Source organism: Bradyrhizobium sp. CIR18, from assembly GCF_014198295.1.
Classification (GTDB): Bacteria; Pseudomonadota; Alphaproteobacteria; order Rhizobiales; family Xanthobacteraceae; genus Bradyrhizobium.
On record NZ_JACIHF010000005.1, the window covers coordinates 153,505 to 170,775 of the forward strand.

Sequence of the window (17,271 nt, forward strand, 5' to 3'; positions counted from 1 at the left end):
TTGCTGGATCGGGATTATGCCGGGGAACATGCTTTCCAAGGGCGAGGTATTCGTCATCGACACCGACGCTGCCTCCCGCGAACAACTTTCGACCGCGCTCCAACAGAGCGCCTATGACGTGATCTGCTTCGCTGACGGTGCCTCACTCCTGTCCGAAGCAAAGGCACGCATGCCGGCCTGCGTGCTGATGGAGCTGCCACCCGATCGCTCCGGCTTCGACATGCTCAGGCGCCTGCGCGAGGAAAATTGCATGGCGCCTGTGCTGGTGACCTCGGCGAATGGCAGCATCGCCATGGCGGTCGACGCCATCAAGAGCGGCGCGACCGACTTCATCGAAAAGCCTTTCCGCACCCACGATATCATCGGCCGGATCGATGCCGCCATCGACGAGTTCGCGCAGCCCGGCACGAGCCGGCAGCGCTGGCTGCCCGGCTGCGAGCCCTTGACCGAGCGTGAGGGCGACGTGCTCGAGCACCTCGCCGCCGGCCTGACCAACAAGGAGATCGCCCGGCGCATGCATCTGAGCGCACGGACCGTCGAGGGCTATCGCGCCGGCGTCCTGAAGAAGGCCGGGGCCAAGAACGTGACCGATCTGCTCCGCCGCATCTTCGGCCAGGGGTAGCCCACCCAGGCCTGAGGCCTGCCGCGGGCGATACGTTCCGCAGCCTTGGTGCCGCCGCCGCGGCGCCCCACGGAAACCCCAATCGAACCAGTTCCTTCCCTGCCGCGTCCAACCATGTTGGCGAGGCATTTGATCGCGCGCGTCCGGCTGGCGGCGCGGCGATACGGCAGGAGGGACTTCATGCGCATCACCGCAAGATATTTGGCAACGACAAGCCTGGTTCTGGTCACCATGGCGGCGGCCTCGCCATCATGGGCCGCCGATTTGGACGCTACATCGGCGATCGATACGGTCACGGTTTACCCCGATGGCGCCACCGTCACCCGCGTCATCACGGTCGATTTGCCGTCCGGGGATTCGACGCTGGTCGCCAAGGATTTCCCGCTTGGTCTCGATGCCTCCTCCATCCGGGTCGAGGGTGAGGGCGGCGCAAAGCTCACCATCGGCACGATCGATGCGCGGTCGCCTCGCGCCGCGCCGGTCAATCTGCCCGAGCTGGAAAAGCGCATCGAGGCCTTGAACGATCAGCGCGCCGATTTGCAGGGCGCGATCGACTCGGCGAATGCGCGGCGCAAGTTTGCGGAGCACTTTGCGGAAACCTCTCCCGCGGGGATCGGCGACAAGGGTGAGGCGCGGCCGATCGCCGAATGGCGCGCGGCCTTTGCTGCGGTCGGCGAAGAAATTGCGAGCGCCGACACCGTCATCCGCGATGCCACGCGCAAGACGCGGGAAATCGACCGGCAGATCGCCCAACTCGAGGTCGAGCGCAAGGCCAAGCCGCCGAGCAAGCTCGAGGTTCGCATGGACGTTGCCGCGACTGCTGCGACGAAGGCGACGCTGCGCGTGACTTACGCCGTGCGCAATGCGCGCTGGATGCCGCTCTATGACGCTCGGCTCGACACCGGCGCCAAGGATCGCAAGCCGCAGCTCGAGCTGATCCGCCGCGCCGAGATCACGCAATCGACCGGCGAGGATTGGTCCAACGTGACGCTCGGCGTCTCCACGACCCGCATCAGCCGCGGCGGAAGTGCGCCGGAGCTGCATTCGCTGGTCGCGCAATATCCACAGGTGCCGAAGCCGCTGGCAGCAGGTTCGGTCTCCGATCTGGCGCGGCCCGCGCCGGTTCTGCGACAGATGCAATCGCCAGCGATGGCCAAGATTGCGGAAGCGGCCGAGCCGCGCGAACGTGCCGACGAGCCGCAGGCAATTGCCGAGATCGGGGATTTCCAGGCGACGTTCAAAATTCCCGGCCGCGTCAGCCTCGGCGCCGCCGAGGGCGCCAAGAGCCTGCGGATTGCAGCGATGACGGTGCCCGCCGACCTCGCGGTCCGCGCCGCACCGGTGCTGGACCCGACCGCCTTCCTCGAAGCCAGCTTCAAGCAGACCGATGACACGACGCTGCTGTCGGGCAAGGTCGCGATCTACCGCGACGGCGTCTTTGTCGGTCGCGGCAAGCTCTCCGCTTCCGCCAAGGACGACATCGTGCGGCTGGGCTTCGGCGCCGACGACAAGGTGAGAATCGAGCGCGCGGTGCTCAAGCGCAATGAGGGCTCGGCCGGTCTCCTGGTCACGACGTCCAAGACCGACGAGCGTACGTTCAAGACCACCATCCGCAACGGTCATGATTTCCCGATCAAGGTTGCGATCGAGGATCAGTTGCCGGTCAGCGAGAGCGAGGACATCGTCGTCGAAATGCTGCCCGCGACCACGCCGCCGACCGCCAGCAACATCCGTGACCGCCGCGGCGTGCTGGAATGGTCGTTCGACGCCAAGCCGGGCGAAGTCAAGGATATCAACTTCGCCTGGCGCATCCGCTGGCCGAAGGACAAGAGCATGGTGATCGTCCCGGCGGGGTAGGCTGTTCGCCCCAAACGAGGTGCGCTCACTCCCCCGCTTGCGGGGGAGGGAGCTCATCTTCATCGTGGCGGCGCCGCCGCCCGCATCGACTGCGGAAGCACGTAAGGCATGCCGTCGTCGCCTTGATGGACAACGGCATCGATCTCGAAGATCTCGCGGATGGTTTCGCAAGTGACGACATCGGCGCGCGAGCCATCTGCGGCGAGCTTGCCGCCGGCCAGCACGACCAGCCGGTCGGCGAAGCGGATCGCGAGATTGAGGTCGTGCAGGATCGCGATCACGGCCGTGCCGCCGGCCGCACGGCGGCGGGCGGCTTCGACGAGGTCGATCTGGTGGCGCAGATCCAGGCTCGAGGTCGGCTCGTCCAGCAGCAGAAGTCCCGGGCCGTGCTCGGCTTCGCCGCAGGCGAGCTGCACCAGCACGCGGGCGAAATGGGCGCGCTGCTGTTCGCCGCCTGATAGAGTCGGCAGTTGCCGTTCGCGGAAATGGGCGAGCCCAACCTCGTCGAGGGCCGCGTCGACGAGCGCGCCTGCTTCACGCGCGCTGCGCTCGCCCGCGCCCATCAGCACGATCTCCTCGACGGTGAAGGGGAAGGTGACGTTGATGTGCTGGGACAGCATTGCGCGCCGTGCGGCGAGCTCGCACGGCGGATAGCTGCTGATATCGCGCTGTTTCAGGCGCACCGCACCCTCGTTCGGGCGGAGATCGCCGGAGAGCAACCGCAGCAGCGTCGACTTGCCGGCGCCGTTCGGGCCGATGATCGCGACCATCTCGCCGGCCGCAACCGTCAGGTCGACGCCATCGAGCAGCGTCGCGCGGCCGGCGCGCTTGCTCAAGCCGCGCGCCTCGATCACGGCGCTCATAGCGAGGCCAGCCCGCGCTGCCGCAGCAGGATGAAGAGGAAGACCGGCGCGCCGACCGCTGCGGTCAGGATGCCGATCGGCATCTCCGCCGGCGCCACGATGGTGCGCGCCAGCGTGTCGGCGCCGACCATCAGGATCGCGCCTGATAGCACCGAGGCCGGCAGCAGCAGTCGATGCGCAGGTCCAATGACGAGTCGGAGCAGATGCGGCACGACGATGCCGACGAAGCCGATGACGCCGCTGATCGACACCGCGACGCCGGTCATGGCGGAGACCATGACGATCGAGATTCGCTTGAGACGCTCGACGTCGACGCCGCCGTGAAAGGCGTCGGCCTCGCCGAGCACCAGAAGATCGAGGCCGCGCGCGATGAAGGCACAGGCGCCAAGCCCGATGATGAGGATGGGCGCCAGCATGGCGGCCTTGGTCCAGGTCGCCCCGCTCATCGAGCCCAGCAGCCAGAACGTGATGTCGCGGAGCTGGCGGTCGTCGGCGACGAACACCAGCAGCCCGATGCCGGCATTGGCGATGGCGGTGATGGCGACGCCGGCGAGCAGGAAGACCGCGATCGAGGTGCGCCCCGAGCGGCTCGATATGCCGTAGAGGATCGCAGTCGTGGCCAGCGATCCCGCGAATGCCGCGAGCGGCAGGAGCTCGGTCTGGAGGAAGCGCAGCGTCTCGCCGAAGCGCGAATCGGTGAAGACGATCGCGCTTGCGGCTGCGAGCGCGCCGCCGCTGGAGACACCGACCAGCGCGGGATCAGCGAGCGGATTGCGAAACAGTCCTTGCATGATCGCGCCGGCGGCCGCGAGCAGGCCGCCGACCATCGCCGCCGCCGCGAGCCGGGGGACGCGGATCGACCACAGCACGAGCTGGTCGCGGGCCGTCATGGCCGTGCTTTCGCCTGATAGCCCCAGTGCAGCAGGCAGGCGGGAGAGGGGAATGCCGGCGGCGCCGAAGCTCAGCGCCACGATCGCGGCGACCGCGAGCACCGCGATCAGGAGAGGGATTGCGAGCGATGCGGACCGCCGCCGCGCGTTGGCGCGTCGTTCCGTGCCGCGCGCTTCCATGCCGATCGCCACGCTCATTGCCGGCAATTCGCCGCCGACAGCGCCGAGGTGAAGGCAGCGCCCGGTTCGGCCAATCCCGGATAGAGTTTCACCGAAAGGTCGCGCGCCGCCGCCGCCGTCCGTGGCCCGAAGCCGAGCAAATAGAGCCCGTCCATGGTGATGAGGCCCTTGTTGGCCACGACCGGCGTCAGGGCGAAGCCGGGATGGGCATAGATCGCGTCGGCCTGCAGCGAGTCCTTGCCGCGCTCGATCGACAGCACCACGTCGGGTCCTGCCGCCGCGATCGCCTCGTCACCGATGATCTTGTAGCCCTCGAAATCGTCGACGGCATTCGCGGCGCCGGCGAGCTGGATGATCTCGTTGGCCGCGGTCTTGTGGCCGGCGACCATGGCGCGCCCGTTCTGGAGCGACATCACGAATATCACACGCACCGGCTTGGTCACCTTGGCGCGCAGGGCGCGCAGCTGGGCAAAATCGGCGCCGACCGCGGCGCTCAGGCACGCGGCGCGTGCGTCGACACCCATGGCGTGGCCGACCAGTCTTATCTTCTCGATCAGTCCGTCCTCGGAGAAGGTGTCGGGCACCAGCACCAACGGCACTTTCGCCGTTTCCAGGATCTCCATGGTCGCGTGCGGGCCCGAGCCCTGAATCGCCAGGATCAGCGTCGGGTTGAGGCCGAGCACGCCTTCGGCGGAGATCTGGCGCATGTAGCCGACATTGGGTTTGTCTTGCAGCGCCGCCGCTGGATAAAGGCTGGTGGTGTCGACGCCGACCAGCCGGTTCTCGAGCCCGAGCGCATAGATGATCTCGGTGATGGCGCCGCCGATCGAGACCGTGCGCGCGAAGTCGGTCACGGCGACGTCGCGATTGCGCGCGTCATGCACGGTGATGCCGGCGGCGTGCGCGGCAGAGGCGAGCGCGATCGTGCTGGAGAGCAGGAGGCTTGCGAGGGTGCGACAAAATGTCATTACAGGTTACTTCGTCAGGATCAGCTTGTTCTGCGAGGTCAGGCGAAGCCGATAGCTGTCCTCGCCGTGCGCGATGATGATCTCGCGCTCGAACGCAAACAGCTCGCGACTGTCGATCCGGCTCCCATGCATGGTGAGGGTTCGCGTTGTCGCAGAAGGGCTTCCTGCCGACCCCGCCGCGTCGCCGCTGCTGTCTCCTGATGTTGCCGACATGTTGGGTGTGATGCGCTTTCGAAACTCTGGAGTGCTGCTTGTTTGTATAAGCGGCACGAAGCGCATTCCAACGGCCGCAATTTACAATCGATATAAACTGCAAGCTGATGTCATTGACCGTCAGAGTGTTGCCACGTAACCAATTATGGCGGCCGGGTGACTTGCCCGCGTCTCGAGAAAATCAGCCAGCCAGTCGTTCGCGTTGCGAACGCACGCCAGCCAAACGACCTGAAAAAATAGAGTGAAGTGCAGGCTGGGGCTGATATGGCTGACGGGGCTAGGTATTCGCGCGCCTTGATTTTGGGCGCGTCGGTGGTTTCATTTGCGGCAATGACGACGGAGAGCGGTCTTGCGCAGACCGCCGCGCCGCAGGCCGAAAGTGCGTCGACGGAACGGCCGAGGCAGGCCAGGCGCAAGCCGACCAAGCCGCTGGTCGCGCAGCAGGCAGCGCCCGAGGTCCTCAACGCCCGAGCCCAGGCCGGCGGCACCGCGCCGGTTCAGACGCTCGACACCATCACGGTCGCTGCAACGAAAACCAAGGAGCGCGCGATCGATGCGCTCGCGCCGGTCAGCTCCATTTCGCTCGACCAGATCCAGGGTCTTCAGCCGAACCGGCTGTCGGGCATCTTCTATGCTGTACCCGGCGTGTCGTTCCAGGAACGCGGCGACGATCCCGCGACCGTCATCAACATCCGCGGCCTGCAGGATTTCGGCCGCGTCGCCGTGGTCGTCGACGGCGCGCGGCAGAATTACCAGCGCACCGGCCACAACGCCAACGGCTCCTTCTTCCTCGATCCCGAATTGATCGGCGGTGTCGACGTCGTGCGCGGTCCGACCGCCAACATCTACGGCTCCGGCGCAATCGGCGGCCTGGTCTCGTTCCGCACCAAGGACATCGACGACGTGCTACGTCCTGGCGAGCGCTGGGGCGTCGATCTCTCCGGCTCCTACGGCTCCAACAACAATCGCGGCCTCGGCTCGGTCTTCGGCGGCGTGCGCGCCACGCCCGACGTCGATATCTTCGGCGGCGCGGTCTATCGCACCCAAGGCAATTACAAGGACGGCAACGGCACCGAGATCGGCAACACCGGCAACCAGGTCGAGGCCGGGCTGATGAAGCTCACGGTGCGGCCCGCGATCGGCCACGAGGTCAAGTTCGGCGCCGTCTTTCAGGACTACCAGTACGATGTCGGCCAGTTCAACCGCGGCCCGGTCGCGACGGCGGCGCAGCGCGCGCTGTATCAGGGCTCGTCGGTCTATGCGTCCGACACCAAGAACTACACCGGAACGGTGACCTGGAACTATTCGCTGCCGAGCGACAATCTGTTCGACTCGCACATTTCGGTCTACGGCAATCGCACCGACAACGACCAGACCAAGACCTATCACTACTCGACATCCGGCGCGGCCTATTGCGGCGCCGGCAATGTCGGCAACAACATCTCCGGCTGTGTCGGCGACAAGCGCGGCTACGTCCTCGATACGTTTGGCTTCGACGCCAACAACACCACGCGCTTCAACGTCGGCGACTGGCGTAATGCCGTGACCTACGGCGTCGACGCATTCCAGGATGACGTCATCACGACCGACAGCCGCGGCAATTCCAACATCACCACGCCGGGCGGTATCCGCACCGTGTCGGGCGGCTTCATTCAACTGAAACAGAACTACAACACCTGGTTCGAGGCGGTGAGCGCGATCCGCTATGACCGTTACAATCTGCAGTCCGGTGGTACCAATGCGAGTGGTGACCGCTTCTCGCCCAAGATCACCCTCGGCGTGACGCCGGTGCCGGGCTTCCAGCCTTATGTCAGCTACGCCGAAGGGTATCGTGCCCCATCGATCACCGAGACGGTGATCTCCGGCGCGCATGCAACCGGTGGCGGACCGGCCTTCTTCCCCTGTCCTGACGGCACTGTTGGCCTGTTCTGCTTCCTGCCCAACCCGAACCTCCGTCCTGAGGTCGGCAAGAACAAGGAGGTCGGCTTCAATCTGAAGTATGACAACATCTTCAGCGCCAATGACTCGTTCCGCGGCAAGATCAATCTGTTCCGCAACGATGTCAGCGATTACATCGACCTCGTCGCCTCGGCGCGGGTCGCGGTGCCACCGTTCGGCTCTTTCAGCCAGTACTACCAGTACCAGAACATCGCCAATGCCCGCATCCAGGGTTTCGAGGCGGAGACGATGTACGATGCCGGCAGCTGGTTCATCGGTGTCGCCGGTCATTACATCCAGGGCAAGAACGCTGTCACCAATGTCGGGCTCGCGACCATCACCCCGCGCAAGGTCGTCACGACCGGTGGCGTCCGCCTGCTCGATCGCACCCTGATCCTGTCGGCGCAATGGGCCTCGTTTGGTGCCAACAACGATGTACCCGTCGGCTATCTGCCTGCGACCGGCTACGAGCTGGTCAATTTGTACATGACCTACAATGCGACCAGGGACATCGTGTTCACGGCTTCGATCGACAATCTCTTGAACCAGTACTACCGGCCTTACGCCATTCCCGGCAGCTCGACCGACGGCACGTCGCAGAACGACGTGCTTTGGTCAGCCCCGGGACCGGGCAGGGTCTACAAGGCCGGCATGAAGATTCACTTTGGAGGTGCGTAGCCGCCAGCTTCGCAGCACCACATCTCCGCCGGGCCGCGCTGATGCTCCAGCGCGGCTTCGGCGTGTTTCGTTTTGATCAGAAGGAGAGACTTTGATGTTCATCGCCATGAATCGTTTCCAGGTGAAGAAGGGCGCGGAGACCGCGTTCGAAACCGTCTGGGCCACCCGTGAATCCTATCTTGGCAGCATGCCGGGCTTCGTCGAGTTTCACCTGCTGAAGGGCCCTGAGGCCGAGGACCACACCCTCTATTCGTCGCACACCACCTGGGTCGACAAGGCGGCGTTCGAGACCTGGACGCGCTCGGACCAGTTTCGTCGTGCCCATGCCCGCGCCGACAACTCGACCGGCGAGAGCCTGTATCTCGGCCATCCCAAGTTCGAAGGCTTTGAGGTGATCCAGAGCGAGCGCAAGGCCGCGGCCGCCTAGATCGCAATAGCAGAGGAGCCGGACATGTTGAGCACCGATCTTGCCGATCTCAGGGCCCATATGGCCGACAATCCGGGCGCGGTGATCGAGGACGTTGCGCGCCAGCGCAAGGTCACCCCGCGCAGCGTGGTCGAGGCGTTGCCATCTTCCATGGTGCATATTGGCGGCGGCGAGCATTTTGCCGCCGCCATGCAGGACATCGCGGAGTGGGGCGAGGTCACGCTGATCGTGCACACCGATGACGCGATATTCGAGTTCACGGGCGCCATTCCCGCGGGCGAGGTCGGCCGCGGCTACTTCAACCTGATGCAGCCGAAGGGTCTGCACGGCCATCTTCGCCACGAGCGCTGCGCGGGCGTCGCCTTCGTCGAGCGCCCGTTCATGGGCAAGTCGTCGGCCTTCGTCGCGTTCGTGAACGCCGACGGCGGCATCATGTTCAAGGTCTTCGTCGGTCGCGACGAGACAAGGGCGCTGCGGGCTGATCAGCTGGCGCGGTTCCGGCAGCTCGCGGCCCGGATCGCGGCGCAGCCGGCTGCGTAGCTTTCTTTTGTTGTCGGGAGATCAGGATGCAAGGCAAGTCCAGGCTTCGGCAAATGGTCGTTGCAATCGCGCTGGCGCTGGCGCCGACACCGGCCTTCGCGATCGACGAAGCCCTGTTACCGCGCAATCTGTCGCCCTGGGGCATGTTCGTCAGCGCCGACATCATCGTGAAGACGGTGATGATCGGGCTCGCCGTCGCCTCGCTGGTGACATGGACGGTGTGGCTCGCCAAGACCATCGAGCTGCGTCGCAAGGGTGCACTCGCCTTGCGGCAGACGCGCGCACTCGAAGGCAACATGACGCTGGCCGAGGCATCGTCACGGGCCGGTGACGCGCGCGACGCCGTCGCCCAGCTGATCCAGTCCTGCGCCAGGGAAGCCGAGCTCTCCGGCGGCATCCTCGACGACGGCCTCCAGGAGCGGGTGGCGCTGCGGCTCGAGCGGGTGGAGGCGGCAATGTCCAGACAGATCGCGCGCGGCACCGGCGTGCTCGCGACCATCGGCGCCACCGCGCCCTTCGTCGGCCTGTTCGGTACCGTCTGGGGTATCATGAACGCCTTCATCGGCATCTCCGAGAGCCACACCACCAGCCTCGCGGTGGTCGCGCCGGGCATCGCGGAGGCGCTGCTCGCCACCGCGCTCGGCCTCGTCGCGGCGATCCCGGCGGTGGTGATCTACAATCATCTGGTCCGCGGTATCGCCAATTACCGCGCGCTGCTCGGCGATGCCTCGGCGCAGCTGATGCTGCTGGTCAGCCGTCAGCGCGACCACAGGGAGTTCCGCCTGGCGCGGGCGGCGGAGTAAGCTCATGGCTGCGAAGCTCGGCGCGCGCGGGGGATCTCCGCTCAAGCGCGGTGACCCGGATGATCTCGACGTCGTCAACGAGATCAACGTCACGCCGTTCATCGACGTGATGCTGGTGCTGCTGATCATCTTCATGGTGGCAGCCCCACTCGCCACCGTCGATATCGGTGTCGAGCTGCCCGCGACCGCAGCCGAGCCGGCGCCGCGGCCGGACAAGCCGACCTTCGTGACGGTGAAGCCGGATCTCACAATTGCCGTTGGCGAGGACACGATGGCCCGCGACGGTCTCGCCGCCGCCCTCGATGCCGTCATTAAAGGCCGTAAGGACGAGCGCATTTACCTGCGCGCCGACAAGGCCGTCTCCTACGGCGACCTGATGGAGGTGATGAACACCCTGCGTAACGCCGGCTACCTCAAGGTCGCCCTCGTCGGCCTCGACGGACGCAACTGATGGCCGCGAACGCCTTTGCCCTGCATGAGCCGCTTCGAGAGCGCGAGACCGCGCGCTGGGGCGCATCGGCGGCGGTGATCGTGGCGTTGCACATCGCCGCCGCACTGCTGGCGATGAATTGGATCAGGTCGCAGCCCGAGCAAGGTGTCAACATGCCGGCGATCCTCATCGACATGACGCCGGAGACATCGGCGCCGCCGTCGACACCGCTCGATATCGCGCCGGGCCCCGTGATGGAGCAGGCGGATGCGTCGCCGCCGGAGCCGATGCAGCAGCAGGCCGTCGAAGAGACGATCGCGCCGACGCCGCCGCAGGAAAAGCCGAACGTGGTTGCGCCGCCGGAGCAGAAGCTGGAGCCGGCTCCGCCGAAGCCCGAGCCAGTGCAAGTCGCGCCCGTGGAGAAGCCGGCACCGGCAAAGCCTCGGGTGGTACGTCCCGACGCTCGGAAGCCGTCGGATGCGCCGCCCGCGCCGCGCACCAGCGCGCCGCCACGTGCCGAGCGTCAGGCTCCGCTGGCATCCGCCGTGAGTGCCGGCTCAGTTGCTTCGGCGATGGCAACCTATTATCAGCGCGTGCGCGCGCACCTCATGCGCTTCCACCAGTATCCGACGAGTGCGAATGGTCAGAGGGGCGTGGTCAAGCTGAGCTTCACGCTCGGCCGTGGCGGTCAGGTGCTGTCCAGCCGCCTCGGGGGCTCTTCGGGTGTGGCGGTGCTCGATGCCCAGGCCATGGCCATGGTGCGTCAGGCCCAGCCATTCCCACCGGTGCCGTCCGAAATCACTTATGCGACGATTCCCATCAACGTGGGCGTCGCGTTTGGTAATTGATTTGCGACGAACTCCTCCCCCGCGCGAAGCGGGAGAGGAGCATAGCGTCAGCCTATTTCGCCTTCAGGAAGTCCGCGACTTCGAGCAGCATGAACTCGTCGTCGTCGGCCTTGTTGGGATCGCGGCTGGAGGAGAACGGCAGATTGTTGTCGTTGCCGACGATGATGTGGGTGTCGTCGACGCGATCGACGTTCTCGATGGTGAAGAACGGGAAGGTGTAGACGCCGTCGTTGAGCGGCTTCCTCGCCTTCTTGTCGGGATCCCTGATCTTCATGAGGTCGATATAGCCGATCTTGCGCACGGGCTTGCCGACATTGGCTTCGGTGAGCTCGATCTTGTAGATGCGCTTGAACTTGGCAAGATCCGGAAAACAGGTCTCGCCGCGGGTGCCTTGCGGGCAGGCCTTGTCGGCGGTGCCTTCGCCGTTGTCACGCTCGATGATGAGGCCGGAGGCCTGATCGATCATGTTGAAATCGCCGATGGCGTTGCCGTTCTGCTCGAACACATACTGCCAGTAGCGGCCGGTGAATTTTTCCGCGGCGACGTCGAATTCGAGGATGCGGGAGGCTTCCTTGCCGTCGACCTTCTCCCAGTCCTTTTTCTCGGCATCCCACAGCGGTCCCTCGAGCAGGCCGTAGAGGAATTTGCCGTCCTTGGAGGACGCAAAGCCCTCATAGCCCTTGGAGCGGCGGAGGTTGACGTTGGTGTAGGTTGCGCCCGGCGCGCCCGGCGTCGCCACGGCCCAATTGTCCGGCGACCGCACCGGCTTGCCGTCGGCAACCGTGTCGAACACGGCCAGGATCTTGCCTGACTTGTCGGCCTTCAGGATGTAGGGGCCGAACTCGTCGCCGATCCAGAAGGTGTCGCCGATGATCTGGAAGCCTTCGGTGTCGAAGTCGGAGCCGGTGAGATAGCGCCTCTCGGTGTCCTCGTGCACGATGCGGAACGGGACCTTTTTGTCGGGGTCGTGCAGGAAGATCGTCTCCTGACGATCGATCTTGCCGCTCGCCCAATCCATCTTGTAGCGGTTCAAATACAGCATCGAATCCGGCGAGTTGGCGCGCGCGCCCATGCCGTTGTCGGTGATGACCCAGAAGCTGCCATCGGGCATGGTCTTGATGCCGGAATGGCCCTGCAGCGGCTGGCCCTTGAACGGCAGCGACACGCCGGTCGCGCGCTCATAGGACTTGCCCATCACGGTGCCGAGCGCGTCGACCCGCTTGCCGGTGGTGTATTTGCCCGAAGTCTTGAGATCGGCGGGGGCGTCGGCGGGGGCGTCGATGAAGGTGGTGGCCGGCATCACCACGTGGCCGGCGAGCTTGGCGGGGAATTCACCTTCGCTCTGCGCGAGCGCTGGGCTCGCGGCGAGAATGATCGTTGCGACGGTGCTGAGAAAAGTCGCGCGCATGTGCGTCTCCTGTTGGCGGACGCTCGCCTTATGCTGTCAGCGTGTTGCAGTTTTGTGAAACCGGGCCAAACGCCGCAGCCGCGGTCTACTCCTTTACCGCGCCGGTCAGCGAGGACACGTAGTAGTCCACGAACAGCGAGTAGAAGATCGCGACCGGCAGCGATCCCAGCAGCGAGCCAGCCATCAGCGCACCCCACTGATAGACGTCGCCGGTGACGAGTTCGGTCAGGATCGCAACCGGCACGGTCTTGTTGGCGCCGCTCTGGATGAAGGCGAGCGCGTAGATGAACTCGTTCCAGGACAGCGTGAAGGAGAAGATGCCGGCCGAGATCAGCCCGGGCACCGCCAGCGGCAGCGTGATCCGCCGCAGGATCTGGAGGCGTGTTGCGCCGTCCACCAGCGCGCATTCCTCGAGCTCATAGGGGATCGACTTGAAGTAGCCGATCAGCAGCCAGGTGCAGAACGGCACCAGGAAGGTCGGATAGACCAGGATCAGCGCCAGCGGTGAGTCGAATAGGCCGAACTGCACCACGACGGTGGCGAGCGGAATGAACAGGATCGACGGCGGCACGAGATAGGCGAGATAAATGCCAAGGCCCACATAAGGACTGCCGCGGAAGCGCAAGCGCTCGATTGCATAGGCGGCAAGCGTGCTCGCGATCAGGGACAGCGTGGTCGAGCCGATCGCCACCAGCATCGTCGTCTTGAGCCAGCGCGGATAGGCAGTGTCGAACAGCAGATGCTTGATGTGGGCAAGCGTCGGCGAGGAGATCCAGAACGGATTGTGATCCTTGTAGTTCATCAGCTCCGCGTTCGGCTTGAACGAGGTGATCGCCATCCAGTAAAATGGGAACAGCAGGATCAGCACGAAGCAGCCGAGCGGCAGATAGATCATCATCAGCCGCCGCAGCCCGGAATCCCAGGCCATGGTGTCGGGTGCCGCTTTCGCGTCGGCGACGGCGGAGCTTTGCGCGACGGTGTCAGTCATTGGCCTCTCCCTGCTGCCATTTGCGGCGCGCCAGGCCGAAATAGGAGAACAGCGTCGCGAATATCAGGAACGGGATCATCGACACCGCGATCGCCGCACCTTCGCCGAGCTCGCCGCCGGCGATGCCGCGCTGAAACGCCAGCGTCGCCAGCAGATGGGTCGAGTTGACGGGTCCGCCGCGGGTGATGGCGTAGACCAGCTGGAAGTCGGTGAAGGTGAAGATGATCGAGAACGTCATGACGATGGCGAGGATCGGCATCATCATCGGGAAGGTGATGTAGCGGAAACGCTGCCAGGCGCTGGCGCCGTCGAGCATCGCGGCCTCATAGAGCGAGGGTGAGATGGTCTGCAGACCGGCCAGCAACGAGATCGCGACGAAGGGAATGCCGCGCCAGATGTTGGCGGCGATCAGCGAGAAGCGCGCTGGCCAGGGCGAGCCGAGGAAGTCGACATTGCCCGACCGCCAGTGCAGCACGTCGACCAGCAAATAGGAGATGATCGAGAATTGCGGATCGTAGATCCACCAGAACGCCAGCGCCGAGAGCACGGTCGGCACGATCCAGGGCAAGAGGATGATCGCACGCAGGATGCTCTTGAATGGAAAATGGTTGTTGAGCAGCAGCGCGAGCCAGAAGCCGAGCGCGAACTTCCCGAAGGTGGCGATGCCCGTATAGACCACGCTGTAGAACACTGCGTTCCACCACAAGGGATCGGTGAGCAGATACTGGAAATTCTCCAGGCCCACGAAGACGCCGCGACGTCCGATCGTGGTGTCGGTGAAGGCGAGCCAGATGCCGAGGCCGAGCGGGTAGGTCAGGAACACCGAGAGCAGCCCGATCGCGGGCGCCAGGCACATCACGATCAGGAACGGCTTGTAGTCGAACAGCCGCACCAGCCAGTTCGGTTGCCGCTGGGCAAGTACGGGAGAGGAGAGTGTCGTCACGGACATTAATGTGTTGTCCTATCGTTGAACGTCACCACACCGTCATTGCGAGCGAAGCGAAGCAATCCAGTCTGTCGCCGTGGCTGCAGTCTGGATTGCTTCGTCGCAAATGCTCCTCGCAATGACGACGGTTCTATCGTCGCGCGTTACCGCTGCCGCCGGAAGTACCGCTTGCAGCGCTGCTCGGCTTCCGCGGCGGCGGCCTCTGGCGTGGCCGCACCGGTCGCAACGGACGCGCACATCTGAATGAGCACGTAGTCGGCGCTGACGGCTCCGGTCGCCGTCGAGATCGGGCCCTTGTAGCCGTCATAGTAAGTGCTGTTCATCGTGTCCTTGAACAGCTTCACCTTGGGATCCTGCGACCACACCGCGGCCTCGGCATAGGCGGCGAGCGGCTGCGACCAGTAGCCGGAATTGGCGTTGAGCCAGGGCTCGTACTGGTCCTTTTCCAGCATGTATTGCAGGAAGGCCTTTGCGGCGTTGGGGTACGGGCTGTGCTTGAACACCATGGCATTGAGGGTCAGGCCCGCCATCGGAGAGACCTTGGCCAGGCCCTTGGGCAGCAGCTGATGCTCGCTGTCCTCGGCGATCGCCTTGGTCGCCGGGTCGTTCTTGAGCGAGAAGTACAGCGAGACGCCGTTGGCGGTCAGGGAGATCTCCTGCGAGGAATAGGCGCGGTTGTTGCTGACGTCGTTCCACGACGGCGTGCCGGCGATGAAGGTCGGGTAGACCTGCTTGACCCAGTTCAGCGCCGCGATGGTCTCCTTGCTGTTGATGACGACATTACCTTCCTCGTCGAGCAGGGAAGCATTGTGCGACCACAGCGCCCAATTGGCGAAGCCGTTGCCGTCGCCCTTGGCGTTGCCGAGCGCGAAACCGGCCGGCTTGCCGGCCTTGTGCAGCTTCTGGCACAGGTCGAGGATTCCGGCATGGTCTTCCGGCACCTTGTCGAAGCCGACCGATTGCAGGATCGACTTGCGGTAGATCAGGGGCCCCGCGGTGGCACCGAACGGCAGGCCGATCCAGGTGTCGCTCTTGTTCTTCTTGCCGTAGCGCTGCGCAAGCGGCAGCCAGCCGCCATAGCGCTTGCCGACATAATCGGCGACGTCGGTCAGCTCGATCAGCTTGTCGACGTAGATGTGGGGGGCGTCGGAGAAGCCGATGATAATGTCGGGGCCGGCGCCGGAGTTCGAGGTCACCGCGGTCTGCTGGTTGATGTCCTCCCAGCCGACGAAGTCGACCTTGACCTCGACGCCGGTCTCCTTGGTGAACTTTGCTGCATTGGCACGGAACACGTCCTCGTCGGCCTGGACGAAGCGCACCGGGCGCAGCATGCGCAGCGATGCGCCCTTCTCGATCTCGAGCTTGGGTGCCGCCACGTCGGCGGCCTTGATTGTCGATGATGTTGTTTGCGCTGCAGCACCGGTGGCCGCGAGCGTTGCAGCGGATAGGCCCAGCGCCAAGGCATCACGACGTGTGATGTCGTTCCTCATCAGTACCTCCCTATGATGTTCCCTTCCCGGCGTTGATCGCCGGTGAAGGGCCGTTCGGTCGTTGGCGCCTCGGGCGCCGGCCGCCTAGCTGTTCGGCCCGCGATCCATGCTGACGGGTTGCCAGCGGCGGAGCGTGGTGTCTTGCAGCACCGACGGATTGACGCAGCTTACCGGCCACATGCCCTGAAGCACCAGTGACAATTCGTAGCCCACGCGGCGCTTGCGTGCCTCGTCAAACCGTGCCGAGGCCGACGCCACGTGGGCGGTCAGCGTCACGTTCTCCATGCCGAGCAGGGGATTGTTGTGCGAGGGCGGTTCCTTCTCCAGCACGTCGAGCGCGGCGTGCGCGATCCAGCCCTCCTGCAGCGCCTTGATCAGGCTCTCCTCGTCCACGGTGGCGCCGCGCCCGGTGTTGATGAAGATCGAACCCTTCTTCATCTGCCGAAAGTGCTTCTCGGTCAGCATGTGATGCACCTCGGGCCTTGCCGGAGCATGCATCGAGACGAAGTCGGATTGCGACAGCACCTCGTTCAGCGTCGCCGGGATCACGCCGTGGTCGTACATCAGCGTTTCCTGGATGAAGGGATCGTAGGCCATCATGCGCAGGCCGAACGGCGCCGCGCGTTTCGCAACTGCACGCGCGACGCGGCCGAACGAGACGAAGCCGAGCGTCTGGCCCATCAGCCTCGGGACCTTGAGCAGCGCTGGCCGGCCCTCCGCCCAGCGGCCGTCACGCACCATGCGGTCCTGCTCGACCAGGCGGCGGAAGCCGGCGAGCAGCAGCATCATGGCGTGATCGGCGACCTCTTCGATGAAGGTGTCCGGAATGTTGGTGACGGGAATGCCGCGCGCGGTGGCCGCCTTGACGTCGACGCTGTCGACGCCGACCGAGCCGAGCGTGATGACCATGCAGGTCTGCAAGCTGTCGATGATGGTCTTGGTGATCGGGATGCCCTTGGCATAGATGGCGTCCGCGGTTTTTGCTGCGGCGATGAACCCGGCCTCGTCGGCGGGGGCCTCGATGATCTCGGCGTCGATCGGATCGAGCGCCTCGCGCTCAAAGGAATAGTCGCTGCCCGCGACCGTGAAGCTCGCGCCCTTCGGCGTCACCACCCTGTATTTCGGCATTTTCTCGCTCCCGATTTGGTTTGTCGGTTCTTGTTGTGACCCGCCTCCGCGGGC

Annotated in this window: 17 protein-coding genes; 8 read left to right on the forward strand and 9 right to left on the reverse strand. The window is 65.0% G+C overall.

Annotated elements, in window-relative coordinates; all coding sequences use genetic code 11:
- The first annotated feature begins 16 nt into the window (after positions 1-16).
- Together GGD65_RS18810 and GGD65_RS18815 are read left to right on the forward strand one after the other, a co-directional pair.
- Entirely contained in the window at positions 17-622 is a 606-nt protein-coding gene (locus tag GGD65_RS18810; protein ID WP_183236216.1) for a response regulator transcription factor, read from the forward strand.
- Positions 623-802: 180 nt separating this feature from the next.
- Positions 803-2,479 carry a mucoidy inhibitor MuiA family protein gene (locus GGD65_RS18815; protein WP_183236217.1) on the forward strand — a complete coding sequence of 559 codons (1,677 nt, stop codon included), beginning with the start codon at positions 803-805 and terminating at the stop codon, positions 2,477-2,479.
- A gap of 59 nt (positions 2,480-2,538) precedes the next feature.
- Here GGD65_RS18815 and GGD65_RS18820 read toward each other — a convergent pair whose 3' ends face one another.
- Genes GGD65_RS18820 through GGD65_RS40200 form a run of 4 tightly spaced genes read right to left on the reverse strand, consistent with a single transcriptional unit; the run spans position 2,539 to position 5,593 of the window.
- A complete protein-coding gene (locus GGD65_RS18820) occupies positions 2,539-3,342 on the reverse strand; it encodes a heme ABC transporter ATP-binding protein (protein WP_183236218.1) in 804 nt (267 codons plus the stop codon).
- Entirely contained in the window at positions 3,339-4,430 is a 1,092-nt protein-coding gene (locus tag GGD65_RS18825; protein ID WP_183236219.1) for an iron ABC transporter permease, read from the reverse strand. Before GGD65_RS18825 ends, GGD65_RS18820 begins: the two co-directional genes overlap by 4 nt.
- Positions 4,427-5,380: a hemin ABC transporter substrate-binding protein gene (locus tag GGD65_RS18830; RefSeq protein ID WP_183236220.1), complete on the reverse strand. Its 954-nt coding sequence runs from the start codon at positions 5,378-5,380 to the stop codon at positions 4,427-4,429. Before GGD65_RS18830 ends, GGD65_RS18825 begins: the two co-directional genes overlap by 4 nt.
- A 6-nt stretch (positions 5,381-5,386) precedes the next feature.
- Complete coding sequence (locus GGD65_RS40200; RefSeq protein WP_246783363.1) at positions 5,387-5,593, reverse strand: hemin uptake protein HemP; 207 nt, start codon at positions 5,591-5,593, stop codon at positions 5,387-5,389.
- Between the two features lie 264 nt (positions 5,594-5,857).
- On the opposite strand from GGD65_RS40200, the gene GGD65_RS18840 reads away from it, so the two are divergent.
- The 6 genes from GGD65_RS18840 (at position 5,858) to GGD65_RS18865 (ending at position 11,257) form a co-directional block, all read left to right on the forward strand.
- The gene (locus GGD65_RS18840) at positions 5,858-8,209 is read left to right on the forward strand and encodes a TonB-dependent hemoglobin/transferrin/lactoferrin family receptor (RefSeq protein WP_183236222.1); all 2,352 of its coding nucleotides are present in this window, start codon (positions 5,858-5,860) and stop codon (positions 8,207-8,209) included.
- A 94-nt stretch (positions 8,210-8,303) separates the two neighbouring features.
- The gene (locus tag GGD65_RS18845) at positions 8,304-8,636 is read left to right on the forward strand and encodes an antibiotic biosynthesis monooxygenase (RefSeq protein WP_183236223.1); all 333 of its coding nucleotides are present in this window, start codon (positions 8,304-8,306) and stop codon (positions 8,634-8,636) included.
- Between the two features lie 24 nt (positions 8,637-8,660).
- A complete protein-coding gene (gene hutX / locus GGD65_RS18850) occupies positions 8,661-9,176 on the forward strand; it encodes a heme utilization cystosolic carrier protein HutX (RefSeq protein WP_183236224.1) in 516 nt (171 codons plus the stop codon).
- Between the two features lie 26 nt (positions 9,177-9,202).
- Positions 9,203-9,979 (forward strand): tonB-system energizer ExbB, encoded by a 777-nt coding sequence (gene exbB / locus GGD65_RS18855; protein WP_183236225.1) that lies wholly within the window; start codon positions 9,203-9,205, stop codon positions 9,977-9,979.
- 4 nt (positions 9,980-9,983) lie between these two features.
- On the forward strand, positions 9,984-10,430 hold the full coding sequence (gene exbD, locus GGD65_RS18860) for a TonB system transport protein ExbD (RefSeq protein WP_018317853.1): 447 nt from the start codon (positions 9,984-9,986) through the stop codon (positions 10,428-10,430).
- Positions 10,430-11,257 carry an energy transducer TonB gene (locus GGD65_RS18865; RefSeq protein WP_183236226.1) on the forward strand — a complete coding sequence of 276 codons (828 nt, stop codon included), beginning with the start codon at positions 10,430-10,432 and terminating at the stop codon, positions 11,255-11,257. The genes exbD and GGD65_RS18865 overlap by 1 nt, the downstream gene beginning before the upstream one ends.
- A gap of 52 nt (positions 11,258-11,309) precedes the next feature.
- On the opposite strand, the gene GGD65_RS18870 is transcribed toward GGD65_RS18865, so the two are convergent.
- The 5 genes from GGD65_RS18870 to GGD65_RS18890 form a co-directional block, all read right to left on the reverse strand.
- Positions 11,310-12,665 carry an esterase-like activity of phytase family protein gene (locus GGD65_RS18870; RefSeq protein WP_183236227.1) on the reverse strand — a complete coding sequence of 452 codons (1,356 nt, stop codon included), beginning with the start codon at positions 12,663-12,665 and terminating at the stop codon, positions 11,310-11,312.
- An 85-nt stretch (positions 12,666-12,750) separates the two neighbouring features.
- Complete coding sequence (locus tag GGD65_RS18875) at positions 12,751-13,653, reverse strand: carbohydrate ABC transporter permease (RefSeq protein WP_018317856.1); 903 nt, start codon at positions 13,651-13,653, stop codon at positions 12,751-12,753.
- Positions 13,646-14,602 carry a carbohydrate ABC transporter permease gene (locus GGD65_RS18880; RefSeq protein ID WP_018317857.1) on the reverse strand — a complete coding sequence of 319 codons (957 nt, stop codon included), beginning with the start codon at positions 14,600-14,602 and terminating at the stop codon, positions 13,646-13,648. Before GGD65_RS18880 ends, GGD65_RS18875 begins: the two co-directional genes overlap by 8 nt.
- Before the next feature lie 140 nt (positions 14,603-14,742).
- Positions 14,743-16,089, reverse strand: coding sequence for an ABC transporter substrate-binding protein (locus GGD65_RS18885; RefSeq protein WP_183236228.1), 1,347 nt, complete (start codon positions 16,087-16,089; stop codon positions 14,743-14,745).
- Between the two features lie 84 nt (positions 16,090-16,173).
- Positions 16,174-17,217 (reverse strand): C-terminal binding protein, encoded by a 1,044-nt coding sequence (locus GGD65_RS18890; protein ID WP_183236229.1) that lies wholly within the window; start codon positions 17,215-17,217, stop codon positions 16,174-16,176.
- Between the last annotated feature and the right edge of the window lie 54 nt (positions 17,218-17,271).